The sequence below is a fragment of the Pseudoflavonifractor sp. BSD2780061688st1 E11 genome (assembly GCF_005844125.1).
In the GTDB taxonomy this organism is placed as follows: domain Bacteria; phylum Bacillota; class Clostridia; order Lachnospirales; family Lachnospiraceae; genus Sellimonas; species Sellimonas catena.
The window spans coordinates 36773-54082 of sequence record NZ_SPHM01000008.1 but is presented as its reverse complement, the minus strand read 5'-3'; the positions used below and the strand labels follow the sequence as shown (position 1 = coordinate 54082).

Below are 17310 nucleotides of genomic sequence, written 5' to 3'. Positions count from 1 at the left end.
TATGAAGTTGTCTTTAAGTTGTTTTTACCGATCTTTTTCGACTTTTTATCTTTTTGTTATGTGGCGCATCAGATATTTCCCTGTCGCAGTCTCGGATTTTCTGTAGTTTCTGGATTTCATACTTTTGTAACTTTTAGATCGGGCAGGCGGGTTTTGTGTATACATCTATTATTGTCTAATTTTTTTCACAGGTACACGACGTAGTTAGTTTGGTGGATCTTATTGTTTGGATAGTTGTTTCTTTACTTTTGCTGTTTTTCCAGTATTTTCAAGGGGTTGTGGGATATTTTGTAGGTTGAAAGAGATGAGATGTAGACGTTTAACGGGGACGTGTTCCGATGCGTCGGAACACGTCCCCGTTAAAAAATTTCCATATTATCATTTTACCTTCAACTGGGCGTATCCGCAGAATTCCAGGAACTGATTCAATGCAGCCAGCATGGAATTTACGCTGCTTACAGCGTAACGCTCTATCAGCCATTCTTTATATGCAAGAAGTCTTGCCTTGTCCACTTCCCGGCTGTTTCCAAGAAACTTCAAAAAGCAACGCAGGTCTGTACTGTATTTGCTAATAGTCGTCTCCGCGTTTTCCCTTTCATACAGATAGGTTTTAAAATCCTTAACATCTGTTTCCTTCACCGTAAAATATACTTTCTCTGTCATGATGATTCCTCCTCACGCTTACTTTTCCCTGTTTTTATCCTTCTATAATATAAAGATGGAATAAAACAGCAAAAAGGGTCAGAAAAACGGGAAATTTTTACAATTTTTTCTTTTTTACATCCGGGCAATAAAAAAAGAAGCACATCCGGCAGCATGCTTCTACCCTGATATGCTTCTTTTACTCGGTTTCGATTTATACAGATACAATGCGGTTCTGTATTTTTATAAAAGTTTCTTATAGTAAGACTCTGCCGTATAAAGTGCGGCAACCGGATTGTGTCCCAGTACCCGGTCTTTGGTCACGGCTGTGGTAACCGGTGCATCCGAATGTTTGTAGAACAGGCTGTCGTGTCCTACGCAGAGGCCGACTACAACATTGAGGTCGGTCTTTTCTTTGTTCAGATATTTTGCCTGTAAAATCGGATTGCACATGTGGCAGCCGATTTCCTGACATTCTTCCGGAATGCCGATTCTGCTTTTGTCCACTGCCCCGGTTTTGCAGGCTACTCCAATGACTTCCAGACCGTGGGCTCTCAGGATCTTCGCCAGTGTCCTGCTCTCCCGGATCAGTCCGACACAGGTAGCGATTCCGATCTTTTTCGCTCCGATCTTTCCGGCGAACTGAATGATCTCCTCCACTCTTGTCAGTTTCAGATATCCTTCATACTCTACCTCCGCTGCTGCGATAGCAAGCTTGTGATTCTCCGGATCTTCATAGCAGGCAAGTGCCTCCTCCAACAGTTCTTCATCCAGTGACGCCGTCAGGCAGAAGTCCGGATAGTTCCCGTCCTTTTGCTCACAGGCTGTCACTGCACAGTCTACACAGGATCTTCTGATCTTCTTTTCTTCCATTTCTTCATTCCTCCCAGTCCTTTTTCCGTCTTCTCTTTCCCCATCATATCACACTTTTTCCCGGAAAAAAAGCATCCACACCGTCTATGGCATGGATGCTTGGGATTTTTCGATTGAATTATCTGTTTTCCGGAGCGACGTCTTTGATGCTGAAGCTGATTCTTCCCATCTTGTCTTTTCCAAGGCAGACTGCCTTGACTTTGTCTCCCAGTGTCAGAACATCTTCTACGTGGTCGATGCGCTGTTTGCAGATCTTGGAAATGTGAACCATTCCCTCTTTGCCCGGAGCAAACTCGAGGAATGCGCCGAAGTCTTTGATGCTGACTACGGTTCCTTCGAGAACCTGTCCGGCTTCGAAGTCTGTTACGATGATTGTGATCAGGCGTTTTGCCTCTTCCATCATCTCTTTGTCTGTACCGCAGATGGATACGTTTCCTTCGTCGGAAATGTCGATCTTCACGCCTGTTCTTTCGATGATGGCGTTGATCGTCTTTCCTCTCTGTCCTACCACATCACCGATCTTCTGCGGGTCAATGCTCATCTGAATGATCTTCGGAGCATATTTACCGACTTCTGCTCTCGGCTCTGCGATTGCTTTGTCCATCACTTCATCAATGATGTAAAGTCTTGCCTGTCTTGTGCGGGCAATCGTTTCCTCGATGATCGGTCTTGTCAGTCCGTGGATCTTGATATCCATCTGGATTGCTGTGATACCTTTATGTGTACCTGCCACTTTGAAATCCATGTCTCCGAAGAAGTCTTCCAGTCCCTGGATATCTGTCAGGACGATATAATCGTCGTCTGTCTCTCCTGTTACAAGTCCGCAGGAGATACCTGCTACTGCGCTCTTGATCGGCACACCGGCTGCCATCAGGGACATACTGGATGCACAGACACTTGCCTGAGATGTGGATCCGTTAGACTCGAATGTCTCGGATACCGTACGAATTGCGTACGGGAATTCTTCCTCAGACGGAAGTACCGGTACGAGTGCACGCTCAGCGAGCGCTCCGTGTCCGATCTCACGGCGTCCCGGTCCTCTGGACGGCTTTGTCTCACCTACAGAGTAGGACGGGAAGTTGTAGTGGTGCATATAGCGTTTTGAAGTCTCTGCTTCATCAAGTCCGTCAAGTTTCTGTGCCTCGGAAAGCGGAGCAAGTGTTGTAATGTTGCAGATCTGTGTCTGTCCTCTTGTAAACATTGCGGAGCCGTGTACTCTCGGGATCAGGTCTACTTCCGCTGCCAGTGGACGGATCTGATCGATCGCTCTTCCGTCCGGACGTTTGTGATCTTTGAGGATCATCTTGCGGACAGTCTTCTTCTGATACTGGTACAGCGCTTCTCCGATGCGTGGCAGCCACTCTTCGTTTTCTGCAAATGCTTCTTCGAGACGATCCTGAATTACGCGGATGTTTGCTTCTCTTGTCTGCTTGTCGTCGGTAAATACTGCTTCTTCCATCTCTTCAGCCGGAACGAGCTTCTGGATCTCTTCCATCAGGTCTGCCGGTACTGCGAAGCTTTCATATTCATGTTTCGGTTTCCCGCACTCTGCCACGATCTGGTCGATGAATGCGATTACCGTCTGGTTTACTTCGTGTGCCGCGAAAATCGCCTTGATCATCACATCTTCCGGTACTTCGTTGGCTCCGGCTTCGATCATGATGACTTTTTCTTTTGTAGATGCAACAGTCAGCTGCATATCGGATACTGCTTTTTCTTCTGCAGTCGGGTTGAATACGAACTCACCGTTTACAAGTCCTACCTGTGTAGAAGCTGTCGGTCCGTCAAACGGAATATCGGAGATCGCAACTGCGATTGCGGATCCGATCATTGCTGTCAGTTCCGGGCTGCAGTCCTGATCTACAGAAAGGACAAGGTTTTCCAGGGTAACATCGTTTCTGTAATCCTTCGGGAAGAGCGGACGCATCGGGCGGTCGATGACACGGTCTGTCAGAATCGCATTTTCAGATGCCTTTCCTTCTCTTTTGTTGAATCCTCCCGGAATCTTTCCAACTGCATACATCTTTTCATTGTACTCTACGTTCAGCGGGAAGAAATCGATTCCTTCTCTTGGCTTCTCAGAAGCTGTTGCTGTGGAAAGTACTGTTGTTTCTCCATAGTGCATCAGTGCTGCACCGTTTGCCTGCTTTGCCACTCTGCCTACATCAACACGCAGAGGACGTCCGGCAAGTTCCATCTCAAATGTCTTGTACATAAGATCCTCCTCATTTTTCTTTTCTTTTTCGTCGTGCGGAGAATCCCGAAACTACTGAAAAACAAGTCATATACTGGCTTGCTTTTCAGTGGTCCCGGTGTCTCTCCCCGCATACATTTCGCATGATTTTGACAAATATTGAAAACCGGAAAAGATCCCGGCAGTATAAAAGAGGACGGATAAGTGTTCCGTCCTCTCTGAATAGCCTGACTATTTTCTGAGTCCTAATCTTTCAATCAAAGAACGGTATCTTTCGATATCTTTTTTCTTTAAATATGCAAGAAGACCACGTCTCTGACCTACCATCTTCAAAAGACCTCTTCTGGAATGATGATCCTTTGGATTTGCTTTGAAATGCTCTGTTAATTCATTGATTCTTGCTGTCAGGATTGCTACCTGAACTTCCGGAGATCCTGTGTCTCCTTCGCTTCTTCCATACTCAGCAATAATAGCTGCTTTCTTTTCTCTGTCGATCATGTTTTTATCCTCCTTATTTTTGAAACGCCGGATATCAGGCGGCGGTCGGAGTCTTCCGTCCACTGGATATCGGCTCACTCATACTTTTTGAGTATATCATGGCACCCTGCCGGATGTCAATTCTTTTCTTCACTTTTGTTTTTGATTTCCAGAAGCATGCGTCTGCTTTCCATTGTGAGAAGGAAGTGTCTCTTTCCTTCCCGTATATCTGTCTGAATCTGCCTTTTAAGTTCATCTATATCGTCAAACTTTTCTTCCGGTCTCAGATAATGATAAAGCTGCAGTACGACCTGTTTTCCGTCTGCTTCTTCCTTCTCCTCATAGCAGAAGAGATGAACCGAAAGAATGGTATCTTCCCCGCTTGATACAGTAGGCTTCTTTCCGATGTTGCACACACCCTGATACCATTGTCCGTCCACCTCCAGCTTACAGACGTAGGCTCCGGCAGGAGGCAGGATTTTTTCCTGACACGGGAAGATATCCATCGTCGGATATCCGATCCGGCGTCCCATGCCCTCTCCTTTCCTCACTGTACCCGCGATTGTATAAGGATAACTGAGCAGCCGGTTCACAAGATCAATATCTCCTGTTTTCATGACTTCCTTTACATAAGTACTGCTTACGATGCGTTCTCCGTAATACTCATTTGGTATCACTTCGAGACGGTATCCGTACGTTTCCTGGTACTTTGCGAGCATCCCGACGTCTCCACGCCTCTCGTGCCCGAACCGGAAGTTTTCGCCAACCACAATGTATTTTGCATGAAACAGATCCGAGAGAATTTTCTCGATAAATACTTCCGCCTCCATCTCTTTTACGGACAGAAACGGACATTCAATCAGATAATCCACTCTTCCGTCCAGACGGATGGCACGCTCTTCATTCATCATCAGTTTTTTCTGGTCAAGGTGACACATTTTTTTGAATTCGGTCATCTCGAAAAAACAAACAACACTTTTTAAATCCGGCTCCTGCTCCACATGTTCCATAATCCGCTCCACCAGTTTACGGTGTCCTCTGTGCAGACCATCAAATTTTCCCAGCGTTACGGCAGTTCCGGCTTCTTCCTGGTAATGTTCAAATCCTGTAATATATTGCATGTTCTTTCCTCTTATTCCGGACTGTAAAACATTTTTTCCACCTGATATTTCTTTTCTCTCCCGGCATAGCGATAGAGTGCGAGGAATCTTCCGTCCGGACCGTAGACCCGGATGGTCTCCCCGTCCTTTTCCGGGATGTGGTCCTCGATCTGATCCGGCGACAGGGCATTCCCGTTGTAAACGGTCTTTTCCTTTCCCTGCTTCACCGATACTTTCGGCGCATCCGGAAACATGGCATCGATCGGAACAAGAATCTCCCCGATCCTGCCGCCATCCAGATACTCCTGAATTTCAGAAAGAGTCCGGCTTTGATCCAATGTAAAGTTTCCGGATTTTGTTCTGAGCAGGTCGCCCATACATGCCCCGCATCCAAGTTTTCTGCCGATATCATGACAGAGGGTGCGGATGTAGGTTCCTTTGGAGCAGACTACTTCAAACCTGACTTCCGGAAGCCGCATCTCAAGAATCCGGATGGAACGGATTTCCACCCGGCGGGCTTTCCGTTCGATTTCCTTACCTTCTCTTGCAAGTTCATAGAGCTTTTTCCCGCCAACCTTTACCGCAGAGTACATCGGCGGGATCTGGTCATAGATCCCCACGAAAGAAAGGATGGCTTCCTGCACTTCCTCTTCGGTCAGATGGCCGGTCGCGGAAGTATCGAGAACTGTACCGGAAAGATCCTGGGTATCGGTCTCTTTTCCAAGCACCATCACGGCTTCATATGCCTTTTCTTTGTCCGTCATCATTTCGCAGAGCCTGGTTGCTTTTCCAAGGCAGACCGGAAGGACGCCTTCCGCATCCGGATCCAGCGTCCCGGTATGTCCGATCTTTTTCTGTCTTGTCATTCCCCGAAGCTTTGCCACCACATCATGGGAAGTAAAGCCCTTTTCTTTTCTTACGTTCAGAATTCCGTGGATCATGCTTCTTCCTCCAGCTGAAGGGCAACCTGTCCGACGATGTTGTTGACTGCATCATGGACGGTTCCGCGGAACGTAAGTCCTGCGGCCCGCACATGTCCGCCGCCGCCAAAGTACTGGGCAACCTTGCTGACATCCACTTTCTCTTTGGAACGGAGGCTGACTTTAAATTCTCCGCTTTCCAGTTCGTAGAGGAAAATCGCAGCCTCCACGCCGGTTGTCACTCTCAGCTGGCTGACAATGCCTTCCAGATCTTTTGCCTTCACTCCAAAGAAGTTCATGCTTTTCTTTGTAATGTAGGAAAAGATTACTTTTCCGTCCATCAGACAGATACTCTCCAGAAGCGCCTTTCCAAGCACCTGATTCTGAGCGTAGGTCTTTTCATAAAATGTTTTCTCTATGATTTTCGGTCCGTCGATTCCTTTTCTTAAAAGCTCCGCAGCTGCCTCCATGGTCGAAGGCTTTGTGCAGGAATACTGAAACACTCCGGTGTCGTGTACAATTCCCAGATACAGTGCTTCCGCAATCTCCTTTGTGATCCTCTCTTTTTCCAGCAGATCATAGATCAGCTCAGAGGTGGAGCTTGCGTCCGGAACGATCTGGTTTACATCCGCAAATGCCAGGTTGCTCACGTGGTGGTCGATGCAGACCGTCTTTTTGGCCTGTTCAAACAGTGTACCTGCAAATCCGAGTCTTTTCGTATCCCCGCAGTCCAGTGCGAAGAACACATCATATCCGGTATCTTCCGGCAGCTCGTGACGGATCTCGTCTGCCCCTGTCAGCATATGGAACGAATTCGGGATCTCTTCCAAATACACATCCGTGCTGACTTCCGGATAATACATACGTAAATACTGGTAAAGCGCCAGGCAGGAACCGGTGCAGTCCCCGTCAGGCCGTACATGCCCTGCAATGCCGGCCCGCTTTACTCCTTGCAGTATCTCATCCAGTTTCAGCATATTACTCTTCCTCTTTCTTACTGCCTTTCGTGATATCGTCGATCTTCTTTGACATTGCCACCCCGTATTCGATCGACTGATCCAGAATAAAGCGGATCTCCGGGGTGTTACGAAGGTTCAGAGAATGTGCAAGCTCTCTTCTGATATACCCTTCTGCGCTCTGAAGCCCTTTGATTGTATCTGCCTGTGCCTTTTCATCACCAAGAACACTGATATAGGCTTTACAGGTCTTCAGATCCGGTGCGACTTCCACCGCAACGACAGAGGTGAACTCTGCCACACGGGGATCTTTAATTCCCCCGCGCAGAATATTGGACAGTTCATGCATCACTTCTGTATTGACCCTCGTGTTTTTGATACTGTTTTTTCTCATATTTTCATCCTATCTTGGTTTTTCTACCATCTTGAATGCTTCTACCTGATCGCCTTCTTTGATGTCATTGTATTTTTCAAATACGAAACCACATTCGTATCCTGCTTTTACTTCTTTGACATCATCTTTGAAACGCTTCAGTGAAGCAAGTTTTCCTTCAAATACTACAATTCCGTCGCGGATAATTCTTGCGGAGCAGTCACGTTCAAAGATACCGTCCAGAACGTAAGCACCGGCAATGGTTCCGACTCCGGAAGCCTTGAATGTCTGGCGTACTTCCGCGTGTCCAAGCACCTGTTCTTCGAAGATCGGATCGAGCATACCCTTCATGGCAGCTTCCACGTCTTCGATGGCATTGTAGATGACACGGTACAGACGAACGTCAACATTTTCTCTTTCTGCTGTCTCTTTTGCTGCCGCATCCGGACGAACATTAAATCCGATGATGATCGCGTTGGACGCAGATGCAAGCATAACGTCGGATTCGTTGATGGCTCCGACTCCGCCGTGGATCACTTTTACAACAACTTCATCGTTGGACAGCTTCAGAAGGCTCTGCTTCATCGCCTCTACAGATCCCTGTACGTCCGCTTTGACTACGATATCCAGTTCTTTTAAGTTTCCTTCTTTAATCTGGTTGAACAGATCATCCAGAGACATCTTGGATTTTGTCTCCTCCAGCATCTTCATACGATTCTGGGAAATAAAGGTTTCCGCAAAGTTTCTTGCCTCTTTTTCGTTCTTGCTTACAACGAAGACTTCACCCGCATTCGGGACGTCATTGAATCCAAGGATCTCAACCGGCATGGATGGGCCGGCCTCTTTGACACGTCTTCCCTTGTCATCCATCATGGCTCTGACTTTACCAAACGCAGATCCGGCTGCAATGGCGTCACCCACACGGAGTGTTCCTTTCTGTACAAGGACAGTAGCCACCGGTCCTTTTCCTTTATCAAGCTGCGCTTCGATCACAAGACCTCTTGCGCGTCTGTTCGGGTTTGCTTTTAACTCAAGCATTTCCGCTGTCAGAAGGATCATTTCAAGAAGCTCCGGAATACCTTCTTTTGTATGCGCGGATACCGGAACGAAAATCGTGCTTCCACCCCAGTCTTCCGGGATGAGCTCATACTCTGTCAGCTCCTGTTTTACACGTTCGATATTCGCGCTTGGCTTGTCGATCTTGTTGATCGCGACAACAATCTCAACGCCCGCCGCCTTGGCATGGTTGATCGCCTCTACCGTCTGCGGCATGACACCATCGTCTGCTGCAACGACAAGTACTGCAATATCTGTGGAACATGCACCTCTAAGACGCATTGCCGTAAATGCCTCATGACCCGGTGTGTCAAGGAATGTGATGCTCTCTCCGTTGATGTTGACAACAGATGCTCCGATATGCTGTGTGATTCCGCCGGCCTCTCTGTCTGTTACATTCGTGTGACGGATTGCATCGAGGAGGGAAGTCTTACCATGGTCAACGTGTCCCATAACGCAGACAACCGGTGGACGTTTTTTCATCTTCTTTTCGTCCTCTTCTTCCTCTTTTAAGAGCTCTTCGATTACATCGATTTCTTCTTCCTGCTCGCAAAGCACGTCAAACTCCATTGCGATCTCCTCTGCAGTATCAAAGTCGATCTCCTGGTTGACTGTCACGATTTTGCCCTGAAGGAACAGTTTCTTGACAATAGCGGACGGCTGGATCTTCATCGCGTCTGCCAGCTCCTTGATGGTGAGCATCTTCGGAATTGTGATCTGCTTGATCTGCTCTTCCTTCTTCTCCTGCTTCGGCTGCGGTTTCTCCATTACAGGCTGCTGGTTCTTCCTGCCTTTGCCCTGCTTCTGGCCAAACCTGCCTTCCCGTTCATCATCGCGGTCATAGTCTTTCTTCTTATAATTATCCTTCTGATTTCTTCTCTGCGGCTTCTGCTCGGCTACCATCGGTGCCGGGATAGACGGTCCGTTGTTTCTTCCGTCTCTTGATCCTCTGCCCTGACGGTCTCTGTCACGATCTCTTCCGTCGCGGGAATCTCTGCCCTGGCGGTCTCTGTCGCGATCTCTTCCGTCGCGGAAATCTCTTCCTCCCTGACGGTCTTTATCGCGGAAATCCCTGCCCTGGCGGTCTCTGTCTTTATTATCTCTTGATCCTCTGCCCTGACGGTCTCTGTCACGGTCTCTTCCGTCACGGAAGTCTTTTCCTCCCTGGCGGTCTTTATTGCCGTCTCTTCCCTGACCCTGACGGTCTCTGTCGCGAAAATCTCTTCCCTGACGGTCTTTGTTTCCGTCTCTTGCCGGACGGTTATTGTCGCGCCCTCTCTCCTGGGCAGATACGTATCCTTCTCTCTTTTCCTTATCCATTCCTGTTCTTCCTGACGCCTGCTGTCCGCCCGGTCTCTGGGCACCTCTTGCGTTCTGGCGTCTTTGTCCTCCCTGTGTGTTCTGAGGCCGGAAAACCTGAACAATAGTTTTCTTTTTCGGAGCTTCTGCATTGTGTCCGGCGCTTCCGAATTTCTTCTTCACATCCTCCACCTGCTGCTCTGTCAGAAAACTCATGTGGCTTTTCAGGTCCGCTCCGTTCCCTTTCAGATAATCCATAATTTCCTTGCTCGTTTTATCTATCTCTTTTGCTAATTCATGTACTCGCACTTTTGACATCCAACTACCTCCTATATGCAATTTTATTCTTCTTCCACTGTCAGCTGTTTCTTAATCTCGTCCGCAAATCCCGCATCTGTCACCGCAACACTTGTGCGGAATTCTTTTCCCATTGCATGACCCAGGGGGTCCTGATCTGCATAAAACAGAATCGGAACGTCGTAAAAGCTGCACATGTTACGGAATTTCTTTTTTGTATTCTCAGAGGCATCCGCGGCGATAATCACAAGATAAGCCGTCCCTGACTTGACCGCCTGCTCTGTCTGAAAGTTTCCGCTTTTTGTCTTTCCCGCCCTGGTAGCCAGACTTAAAAGTGACAGACCTTTATTCAGTTTCAATCTGCTCCATCTCCTTTTCCAGCTGTTCATACACTTCGTTTGGAATCGCCTGCTTAAAAGAGCGTTCCAGCCCTTTGTTCTTTACTGCTTTTAGAAAACAATCTCTGGAAAAGCAGAGGTAGGCTCCTCTTCCGTTTTTTCTTCCTGTTGCGTCCAGAAGGAATTCCCCTTCCTTCGTGTGGATGACGCGGAGCATCTCCTTTTTGTTTTTCATCTCCCCGCACCCGACACATTTGCGCATTGGGATCTTTTTATTCATCACTTTCATCCCCGTAACTTTCTTCTTCATCAATGCCGTCTTCGTATGCGTCATCCTCATAGACGTCGTCCTCATAAACGTCATCTTCATAAATGTCCGACTCGAATACACCTTCTTCCATCGGCATATCCATGTAGTTTGCCGGAAGTTCTCCGGATTCGATTGCCTGAGTCTCACTCTTGATGTCGATCTTGTATCCGGTCAGTCTTGCGGCCAGTCTTGCATTCTGTCCTTCTTTACCGATGGCAAGAGAAAGCTGGTAATCCGGCACGATGACGCTTGCCGTCTTCTCTTCCGGATCTGCCGCAACCGAAATAACCTTCGCCGGACTCAGCGCATTTTCGATGAGAATGGCCGGATTGTCGCTCCAGTTGATGATGTCGATCTTCTCGCCGCGCAATTCGTTCACGATGGCGTTGACTCTCTGTCCGTTCATTCCGACACATGCTCCTACCGGATCCACATCCGGATCATTGGACCATACGGCAATCTTTGTACGGGATCCTGCTTCTCTTGCAATGCTCTTGATCTCAACAATACCGTCTTTCACCTCAGTCACCTCGGACTCAAAGAGACGTTTTACAAGCTCCGGATGGGTACGGGATACGAGAATTTTCGGTCCTTTTGTCGTATTCTTTACTTCTACCACGTAAAGTTTGATACGCTCTGTCGGTTTGAATACTTCCCCTTTGACCTGCTCGTTTTCTGTCAGCATGGCGTCTGCCTTTCCAAGATCAATGCTGATGTTGCGTCCCACATAACGCTGCACGATTCCTGTCACAATGTCTTTTTCCTTCTCAAAGTACTGATCATAAACGACCTTGCGTTCTTCTTCCCGGATCTTCTGGAGGATCAGGTTCTTCGCGTTCTGTGTCGCAATCCGTCCAAAGGATTTGGAATCGATCGGTACCTGTACAATATCGCCAAGTTCATATTTTGAGTCCATCATCTTCGCATTTACAAGACTGATCTCCTCCTCCGGATCTTCCACTTCCTCCACTACGGTCTTCTCAGCGTAAACCGCGAAATCGCAGGTCTCACGGTTCATCACGACCTTAATATTATCCGCTTTTTTGAAATGGTTTTTGCAGGCGTTCATCAGGGAATTTTCAATTGCGTCCAGCATGGTCTCCTTGCTGATGTCCTTCTCCTGTTCCAGTATGGTAAGCGCTTCCATTAATTCTGTACTCATTGCTTTCTTTTCCTCCTAAACACTAAAAATCAAATGCCAGCCTGATCAATGCAATCTCTTTCCTGTCAAACTTCTGTTTTGTTCCATCTTCATAAGAAATCGTCACAGAATCACTGTCATATTCCTCTAACACTCCGGTAAACTCTTTCTGCTTGTCAATCATCCGGTATGTCCGGATCTCCACTTCTTCCCCGATGCTTCTTGCAAAGTCCCTGTCTTTCTTTAACGGTCTTCCAAGCCCCGGCGAACTCACTTCCAGGATATAGCTGTCGTCGATAAAATCCTTTTTATCCAGAAGATCAGAGAGCTCTCTGCTTACGACCTCGCAGTCGTTGATGGCAATTCCGCCCGGCTTGTCGATATAGGCCCTTAAATACCAGGTGCCAGCCTCTTTCACATATTCTACGTCAACCAGTTCAAACTCATACTTCGTAAGGATCGGAATCAGCAATTCCTCTGTTCTTTGTTCGTAGCTTTCTCTTTTTGACATCCTAACATCCTTTCTCTTTCAGATTTTCATGCCTGTCATAAAAAACCGCCCTGTATGCGGACAACCCGCAGAATTAAAGAAGAGTGAACATGACGTCCACTCTTCTGCCGATTTCTTATGTAACTATATGCACTATAGCACGTTTTTTTGACAAAATCAAGGTTTTTTGCCGATTTTAGCGGTTTTCTCCTATTTTACGATATCGAGAATGCCTCTGATGTCGAGAATCACATAGTCTGCTCCCGCATCCTTGTAAATTTTCTCCGCTCTTTCGTACTGTGCTTTCTTTTCTTCTTCGGAAAGGGCGTCAAATTCCTCTTTGGAGAGTCCGAGAACAGAACTTCCTTCCAGGATTCCGACTGCTTCCATTCCTGCGTTCTTTCCTTCTTTGATATCGGATACCGTATCTCCGACTTTGATAACCTTTCTCACATCGGAAAGTCCAAGTTCTTCCATGTTCTTGAAGATCATGTACGGGTACGGACGTCCGTGGTTTTCCACCGCGTTCGGGCTGAACCAGCAGTCCGGCTCGTATCCAAGTTCTTTTGCCTTCGGAGCAACGATGGCCATCATGTCATCGGTATATCCGGTTGTGGATCCTATCTTCAGTCCCATCTCGCGGAGTTCTTTCACCGTTTCGATCACGTACGGTTTCGGATCTGCGAAGTTCGGAAGGTTTTCCAGAAGTTTCTTCTCGCTGAGCTCGTAAACCGCATGGACATCTTCCTCGGTCCAGTCTCTTCCATATTTTTCTTTCCACAGTCCGCTGATGCGTTCTCCCTGAAGCATGGTCCGGATATGGTCGATTTTAAGCATTCCCATCGGTCCTCTGACCTCCTCCATGGTCGGGTCAATTCCGTATTCATGGAAGGAATCGAGGAATGCCTGTACCGGTGCAAAGCATCCGTAATCCACTGTCGTTCCTGCCCAGTCAAAAATCACTGCTTCGTATTTCATCTTAGTTTCTCTCCTTTAAAAATTCTGAAATGATTGCTGTCACCTTTACCATATCTTCCGGATAGATCTCTCCGATGTTTCCGATACGGAATGTATCTGCATCCGTTACTTTTCCCGGATAAATCGCGTATCCTCTTTCTTTGATGTACTGGTACATATCCTGGAAGGAGAAGTTGTGGTGTTCCGGATAGTAGAAGGTTGTAATGATCGGTCCCTGAACATCTGCTCCTACATATGGCCTGATGCCAAGCTCTGCCAGATTTTCAATGAGAATCTGATTGTTCTTCTCGTAGCGTTCCTGTCTCTTTTCAATGCCGCCTTCTTCCTCCAGTTCGCGAAGCGCCTGTCTGAATGCAAGTACCACATGGGTCGGTGATGTAAATCTCCACTTTCCATCCTTCTCCATGGTTTCCCACTGATCGTAAAGATCAAGAGAAAGGCTTCTTGCTTTTCCTTTGCTCTCCATCAGTTTGTCTCTTCTGCAGATAATAAAGGAGAAGCCCGGAACTCCCTGAATACATTTGTTGGCGCTGCTGATGATGAAGTCAATGCCAAGCTCACCCACCTGAATATCCACGCCGCCAAAACTGGACATGGCATCCACGATAAATGTCTTTCCTCTTTCTTTTACTGCTTTTGCAACAGATTCGATATCATTTAAGATTCCGGATGTCGTCTCGCTGTGCACCATGGCAACGTGCGTAATCTTTGCATCCTCATCCAGATATTCCGCGATCTTTCCGGCATCCGGTACTTTATCAAAATCTTCTTCATAAAGAACGTAGTCAATTTTTGCATGTTCCGCAATTGATGCCATACGATTTCCGTAAGCACCGTTTGCCGCGATCAAAAGCTTTTCATCTTCTCCAATGACGCTGGTCAGTACAGACTCCACGCCGAATGTTCCGCTTCCCTGCATCAGGACAACGGTGTAGTCCTCCTCGGAAACATGAGCCAGTTTTAACAGTTCTTTTCTGATCTCCTGTGTAATCTGTTTGTAGTCGTCATCCCATGTGCAATGGTCTAACAGCATCTCCTTTTTTACAGTATCCGTTGTGGTGAGCGGTCCTGGTGTGAGTAATTTGTAGTTCTTCATGATTTTCGTTTTCCTTTCCTTTTTCCTGTATTTTCGCATCCGCTCAGACGCATTGACAGACCGCCGGCCTTATTTTCCGGCAGTCTGCATTTGTCTTAATTGATCATGTCTTATTTTGCTGCTTCTGAGATTTCCTGATGTTTTTCCAGTAAGTCTACTGTCAGTTTTTCCGGGAATACCTTTGGATAAGCAGATTTGTTGTCGGAATCTGTCTCTCCTTCATATACAGCAAGCGGGTATGTTTTCTGAAGTTCTTCTCTTCCTTTTTCAATGATGCACTGCGCCATCTCCATTGCCTTGTCTGCTTTGTCTCCGTTGTCTTTGTCGAGAACAGCTACAGACTCTGTCAGAGAGAAGTTTCCTTCCGTCGGGTCGACATAGTCAATCGGAAGTCCTTCTTCTTTATCTGCTACCGCCTGATGTCTCAGACCAAATCCGACTGCCACTTCTCCGGCACGTACTTTTTTAAGCGGTGCGGAACCGGAATCTTCGATGTTGTCGCCTGCATTTGCGTAAATATCCGACAGAATATTCTGTGCTTCCTCCTCACCGTATTCGCTTACAAGTGCCTGAATCAGAAGCCATGCCGTAGAAGAGCTCTTAATATCTGTCACGGAAATCATGTCCTTGTACTGCGGATCTGCCAGATCCTTGATGCAGGTCGGTGTGTCCAGATTGTTTTCCTTTAAGAGTTCTGTATTGACAATGATCGCGCCTTCCTGTTTTGTAATCGGTGCGTAGAAATCAGAACTGTCATTTTCACTGAGTGTTGTATAGTCAAATGTCAGATCTTTAAACATGCTGTTCTGCTCCTGAGCACTGTCCAGGTAGAAAGAACTCATTGTCACCATGTCTGCTTCCAGATTCTTTCCTTCCGCGATCAGCTTTCCTCCCAGTTCGGATGTTCCGAATGTCTGGAATACATATTCGCCTTCATATCCATTATCATCCAGTGTTTTTTTCATGGCATCTACCGCCTCTTCATCAGCGTTGGAATAGATAATGATCTGATCCTCTGAAGATCCTGAAGCCGCATCTGATCCGGAACATCCGCCAAGCATTACGGAGCCGGCCATCAGACATGCCATAAACATTGCTGTCACACTTTTCATCTTCATAATTTTTTTCTCCTTTTTCACTTTAAATTCAGATTTTTTTCTATCTGAAAGGAGGACTAATACTCCCTTTATGCAAAGATTGGTCAAAAGGATCAGGATGGACAGTACGAAAATTTCATTGAATTTCATGAAATACTGTAATTCCTTGATCTTCGTTGTAATTACCATGGTTCTCGCTCCCGCGATGAAGATTACCGCGCTGACGGTTACCATTGCATTCACGAAATAGTATCCGAACACTTCCAGAAGTGTGGATGACATATTCGGTGTGATAATTCTTACGAGGGTTTTCCCCCAGGAGTCGCCAAGCAGTTTCGCTGTCGCCTCCCAGGAGGTGTTCAGCTTCAGAAGCGCGTTCTTGATCATCAGGTACGGTGTAGAAAAATAATGGATCATGTTACAGATGATGATCAGTAAAAAAGTGTTCTGAAGCGATGTTCCTGAGAACACAAGCATATATGCAATACCGATAACCATTCCGGGAATGGTGTTGGTGATCAGGGCTGTGCTTTCTACCACCTGCTTTGCGGATCCTCTCAGGCTGCTCCGCGCGGAAGCAAGCGCACATCCGTAAGCAAGCAGGGTTCCGAAAATCGCCGTCATAAATGCTACAAACAATGAGTTTTTATATACTGCCGTCAATGTATTGTCGTTGAATACATCGCGGAAGTGATCCAGTGTAAACACTGCCTGATAAGGCCATTCCTGAATAAACGGCATGATGAAGATCACAGCAAAGACTGCAAATACACAGATCAGGATCACAGCCGATCCGACCGAGCAGAGGATGTCTCTTGTCTTGTTTTTCTTTAATTCAATTGCGGAGATCTTCGTATACCGGATGTTGTATCGTTCCAGGAATTTCAGAAGCAGGATGCTGACAATCGAAGGAATCAGCATGATCACGGCTACTACCGCTCCGTTGTTGAAATTCGGGATACTTCCAAGCATCTCATTGTAAAGTACGGTTGCAACAACTTCGTACTCTCCTCCCACGGATTCCGGAATACCGTAATCGGTAAAGCAGAGGAAAAAGCACTGTACAAAGGATGTTGCAAAGGTTCCAAGCAACGGACGGATGATCGTCTGCTGGAATGTTTTCAGCGGGGAGTCTCCCATGATTCTGGAGACAACCGTAAATTTCTTGTCGATATATTCCATCGTATTGGACAGAAGCATAAAGGATACCGGAAGGGTGTAGATCACATATCCGATCACAAGTCCGTTAAATCCGTAGATATCAAACAGCTGCCTTCCAAAGAGCCTTGTCAGAAGTCCCTGTTTTCCGAAGGAATAGATAATGGCAAATCCGTATGTAATAGTCGGCAGAAGCATTGGAAGCTGTGCTGCCAGACGGATAAATTTCTTATATTTTCCAGGTGCATTTGTATAATGTACGGTGTACGCAAGTAAAAACGCAAGGAGTGTTGCCACCACCGCGCTGACGATGGAAACTTCCAGGCTGTGCCGTACAGCCAGGCCGAATCCTCTCTGTGTCAGCATTTCACTGTAGTGTGCCAGGGAAAGTCCTGACTCACCTGCAAGAGACTGTTGAAACAGTACGATAACCGGGACAAACAGAAAGATCAAAAACAGAAGAAGCGCAATCCCGTAAATTCCTTTGATTTCTTTTTCTTTTATCTTCTTCATCT

16 protein-coding genes are annotated in these 17310 nt (G+C 46.9%); all 16 read right to left on the bottom strand.

Going from position 1 to position 17310, the window contains the following annotated elements:
• Positions 1-378: 378 nt before the first annotated feature.
• Positions 379-663: a site-specific integrase gene (locus FGQ85_RS05315; protein ID WP_087167327.1), complete on the bottom strand. Its 285-nt coding sequence runs from the start codon at positions 661-663 to the stop codon at positions 379-381.
• Positions 664-885: 222 nt separating this feature from the next.
• Positions 886-1515, bottom strand: coding sequence for a DUF1847 domain-containing protein (locus tag FGQ85_RS05310; RefSeq protein WP_138372855.1), 630 nt, complete (start codon positions 1513-1515; stop codon positions 886-888).
• Between the two features lie 118 nt (positions 1516-1633).
• Positions 1634-3730, bottom strand: coding sequence for a polyribonucleotide nucleotidyltransferase (locus tag FGQ85_RS05305; RefSeq protein WP_138372854.1), 2097 nt, complete (start codon positions 3728-3730; stop codon positions 1634-1636).
• 210 nt (positions 3731-3940) lie between these two features.
• Positions 3941-4207 (bottom strand): 30S ribosomal protein S15, encoded by a 267-nt coding sequence (gene rpsO / locus FGQ85_RS05300; protein ID WP_024732247.1) that lies wholly within the window; start codon positions 4205-4207, stop codon positions 3941-3943.
• Positions 4208-4323: 116 nt separating this feature from the next.
• Positions 4324-5307: a riboflavin biosynthesis protein RibF gene (gene ribF, locus FGQ85_RS05295; RefSeq protein ID WP_087167329.1), complete on the bottom strand. Its 984-nt coding sequence runs from the start codon at positions 5305-5307 to the stop codon at positions 4324-4326.
• A gap of 11 nt (positions 5308-5318) precedes the next feature.
• The gene (gene truB / locus FGQ85_RS05290) at positions 5319-6227 is read right to left on the bottom strand and encodes a tRNA pseudouridine(55) synthase TruB (RefSeq protein ID WP_087252903.1); all 909 of its coding nucleotides are present in this window, start codon (positions 6225-6227) and stop codon (positions 5319-5321) included.
• Positions 6224-7183, bottom strand: coding sequence for a bifunctional oligoribonuclease/PAP phosphatase NrnA (locus FGQ85_RS05285; protein ID WP_138372853.1), 960 nt, complete (start codon positions 7181-7183; stop codon positions 6224-6226). The genes truB and FGQ85_RS05285 overlap by 4 nt, the downstream gene beginning before the upstream one ends.
• A gap of 1 nt (position 7184) precedes the next feature.
• Positions 7185-7556: a 30S ribosome-binding factor RbfA gene (gene rbfA, locus FGQ85_RS05280; protein WP_087252909.1), complete on the bottom strand. Its 372-nt coding sequence runs from the start codon at positions 7554-7556 to the stop codon at positions 7185-7187.
• A gap of 9 nt (positions 7557-7565) precedes the next feature.
• Positions 7566-10208: a translation initiation factor IF-2 gene (infB, locus tag FGQ85_RS05275; protein ID WP_087252911.1), complete on the bottom strand. Its 2643-nt coding sequence runs from the start codon at positions 10206-10208 to the stop codon at positions 7566-7568.
• 23 nt (positions 10209-10231) lie between these two features.
• Positions 10232-10546, bottom strand: a complete 315-nt coding sequence (locus FGQ85_RS05270; protein WP_171027889.1) for a ribosomal L7Ae/L30e/S12e/Gadd45 family protein — start codon at positions 10544-10546, stop codon at positions 10232-10234.
• A complete protein-coding gene (locus FGQ85_RS05265) occupies positions 10533-10805 on the bottom strand; it encodes a YlxR family protein (protein WP_242960086.1) in 273 nt (90 codons plus the stop codon). The genes FGQ85_RS05270 and FGQ85_RS05265 overlap by 14 nt, the downstream gene beginning before the upstream one ends.
• On the bottom strand, positions 10798-11997 hold the full coding sequence (gene nusA / locus FGQ85_RS05260) for a transcription termination factor NusA (RefSeq protein WP_087252914.1): 1200 nt from the start codon (positions 11995-11997) through the stop codon (positions 10798-10800). The genes FGQ85_RS05265 and nusA overlap by 8 nt, the downstream gene beginning before the upstream one ends.
• Positions 11998-12019: 22 nt before the next feature.
• Positions 12020-12487 carry a ribosome maturation factor RimP gene (gene rimP, locus FGQ85_RS05255; protein WP_087167336.1) on the bottom strand — a complete coding sequence of 156 codons (468 nt, stop codon included), beginning with the start codon at positions 12485-12487 and terminating at the stop codon, positions 12020-12022.
• Between the two features lie 189 nt (positions 12488-12676).
• Positions 12677-13444, bottom strand: coding sequence for a phosphonoacetaldehyde hydrolase (gene phnX / locus FGQ85_RS05250; protein WP_138372851.1), 768 nt, complete (start codon positions 13442-13444; stop codon positions 12677-12679).
• Position 13445: 1 nt separating this feature from the next.
• Positions 13446-14540, bottom strand: coding sequence for a 2-aminoethylphosphonate--pyruvate transaminase (locus FGQ85_RS05245; RefSeq protein WP_138372850.1), 1095 nt, complete (start codon positions 14538-14540; stop codon positions 13446-13448).
• Between the two features lie 110 nt (positions 14541-14650).
• Positions 14651-17308, bottom strand: coding sequence for an extracellular solute-binding protein (locus FGQ85_RS05240; protein ID WP_138372849.1), 2658 nt, complete (start codon positions 17306-17308; stop codon positions 14651-14653).
• Positions 17309-17310 lie beyond the last annotated feature (2 nt).

Excerpts from the sequence above, each read along its gene's own strand:
- FGQ85_RS05315 (WP_087167327.1), bottom strand. The coding sequence starts at position 663 with ATGACAGAGAAAGTATATTTTACGGTGAAGGAAACAGATGTTAAGGAT.
- FGQ85_RS05310 (WP_138372855.1), bottom strand. The coding sequence starts at position 1,515 with ATGGAAGAAAAGAAGATCAGAAGATCCTGTGTAGACTGTGCAGTGACA.
- FGQ85_RS05305 (WP_138372854.1), bottom strand. The coding sequence starts at position 3,730 with ATGTACAAGACATTTGAGATGGAACTTGCCGGACGTCCTCTGCGTGTT.
- rpsO (WP_024732247.1), bottom strand. The coding sequence starts at position 4,207 with ATGATCGACAGAGAAAAGAAAGCAGCTATTATTGCTGAGTATGGAAGA.
- ribF (WP_087167329.1), bottom strand. The coding sequence starts at position 5,307 with ATGCAATATATTACAGGATTTGAACATTACCAGGAAGAAGCCGGAACT.
- truB (WP_087252903.1), bottom strand. The coding sequence starts at position 6,227 with ATGATCCACGGAATTCTGAACGTAAGAAAAGAAAAGGGCTTTACTTCC.
- FGQ85_RS05285 (WP_138372853.1), bottom strand. The coding sequence starts at position 7,183 with ATGCTGAAACTGGATGAGATACTGCAAGGAGTAAAGCGGGCCGGCATT.
- rbfA (WP_087252909.1), bottom strand. The coding sequence starts at position 7,556 with ATGAGAAAAAACAGTATCAAAAACACGAGGGTCAATACAGAAGTGATG.
- infB (WP_087252911.1), bottom strand. The coding sequence starts at position 10,208 with ATGTCAAAAGTGCGAGTACATGAATTAGCAAAAGAGATAGATAAAACG.
- FGQ85_RS05265 (WP_242960086.1), bottom strand. The coding sequence starts at position 10,805 with ATGAATAAAAAGATCCCAATGCGCAAATGTGTCGGGTGCGGGGAGATG.
- nusA (WP_087252914.1), bottom strand. The coding sequence starts at position 11,997 with ATGAGTACAGAATTAATGGAAGCGCTTACCATACTGGAACAGGAGAAG.
- rimP (WP_087167336.1), bottom strand. The coding sequence starts at position 12,487 with ATGTCAAAAAGAGAAAGCTACGAACAAAGAACAGAGGAATTGCTGATT.
- phnX (WP_138372851.1), bottom strand. The coding sequence starts at position 13,444 with ATGAAATACGAAGCAGTGATTTTTGACTGGGCAGGAACGACAGTGGAT.
- FGQ85_RS05245 (WP_138372850.1), bottom strand. The coding sequence starts at position 14,540 with ATGAAGAACTACAAATTACTCACACCAGGACCGCTCACCACAACGGAT.
- FGQ85_RS05240 (WP_138372849.1), bottom strand. The coding sequence starts at position 17,308 with ATGAAGAAGATAAAAGAAAAAGAAATCAAAGGAATTTACGGGATTGCG.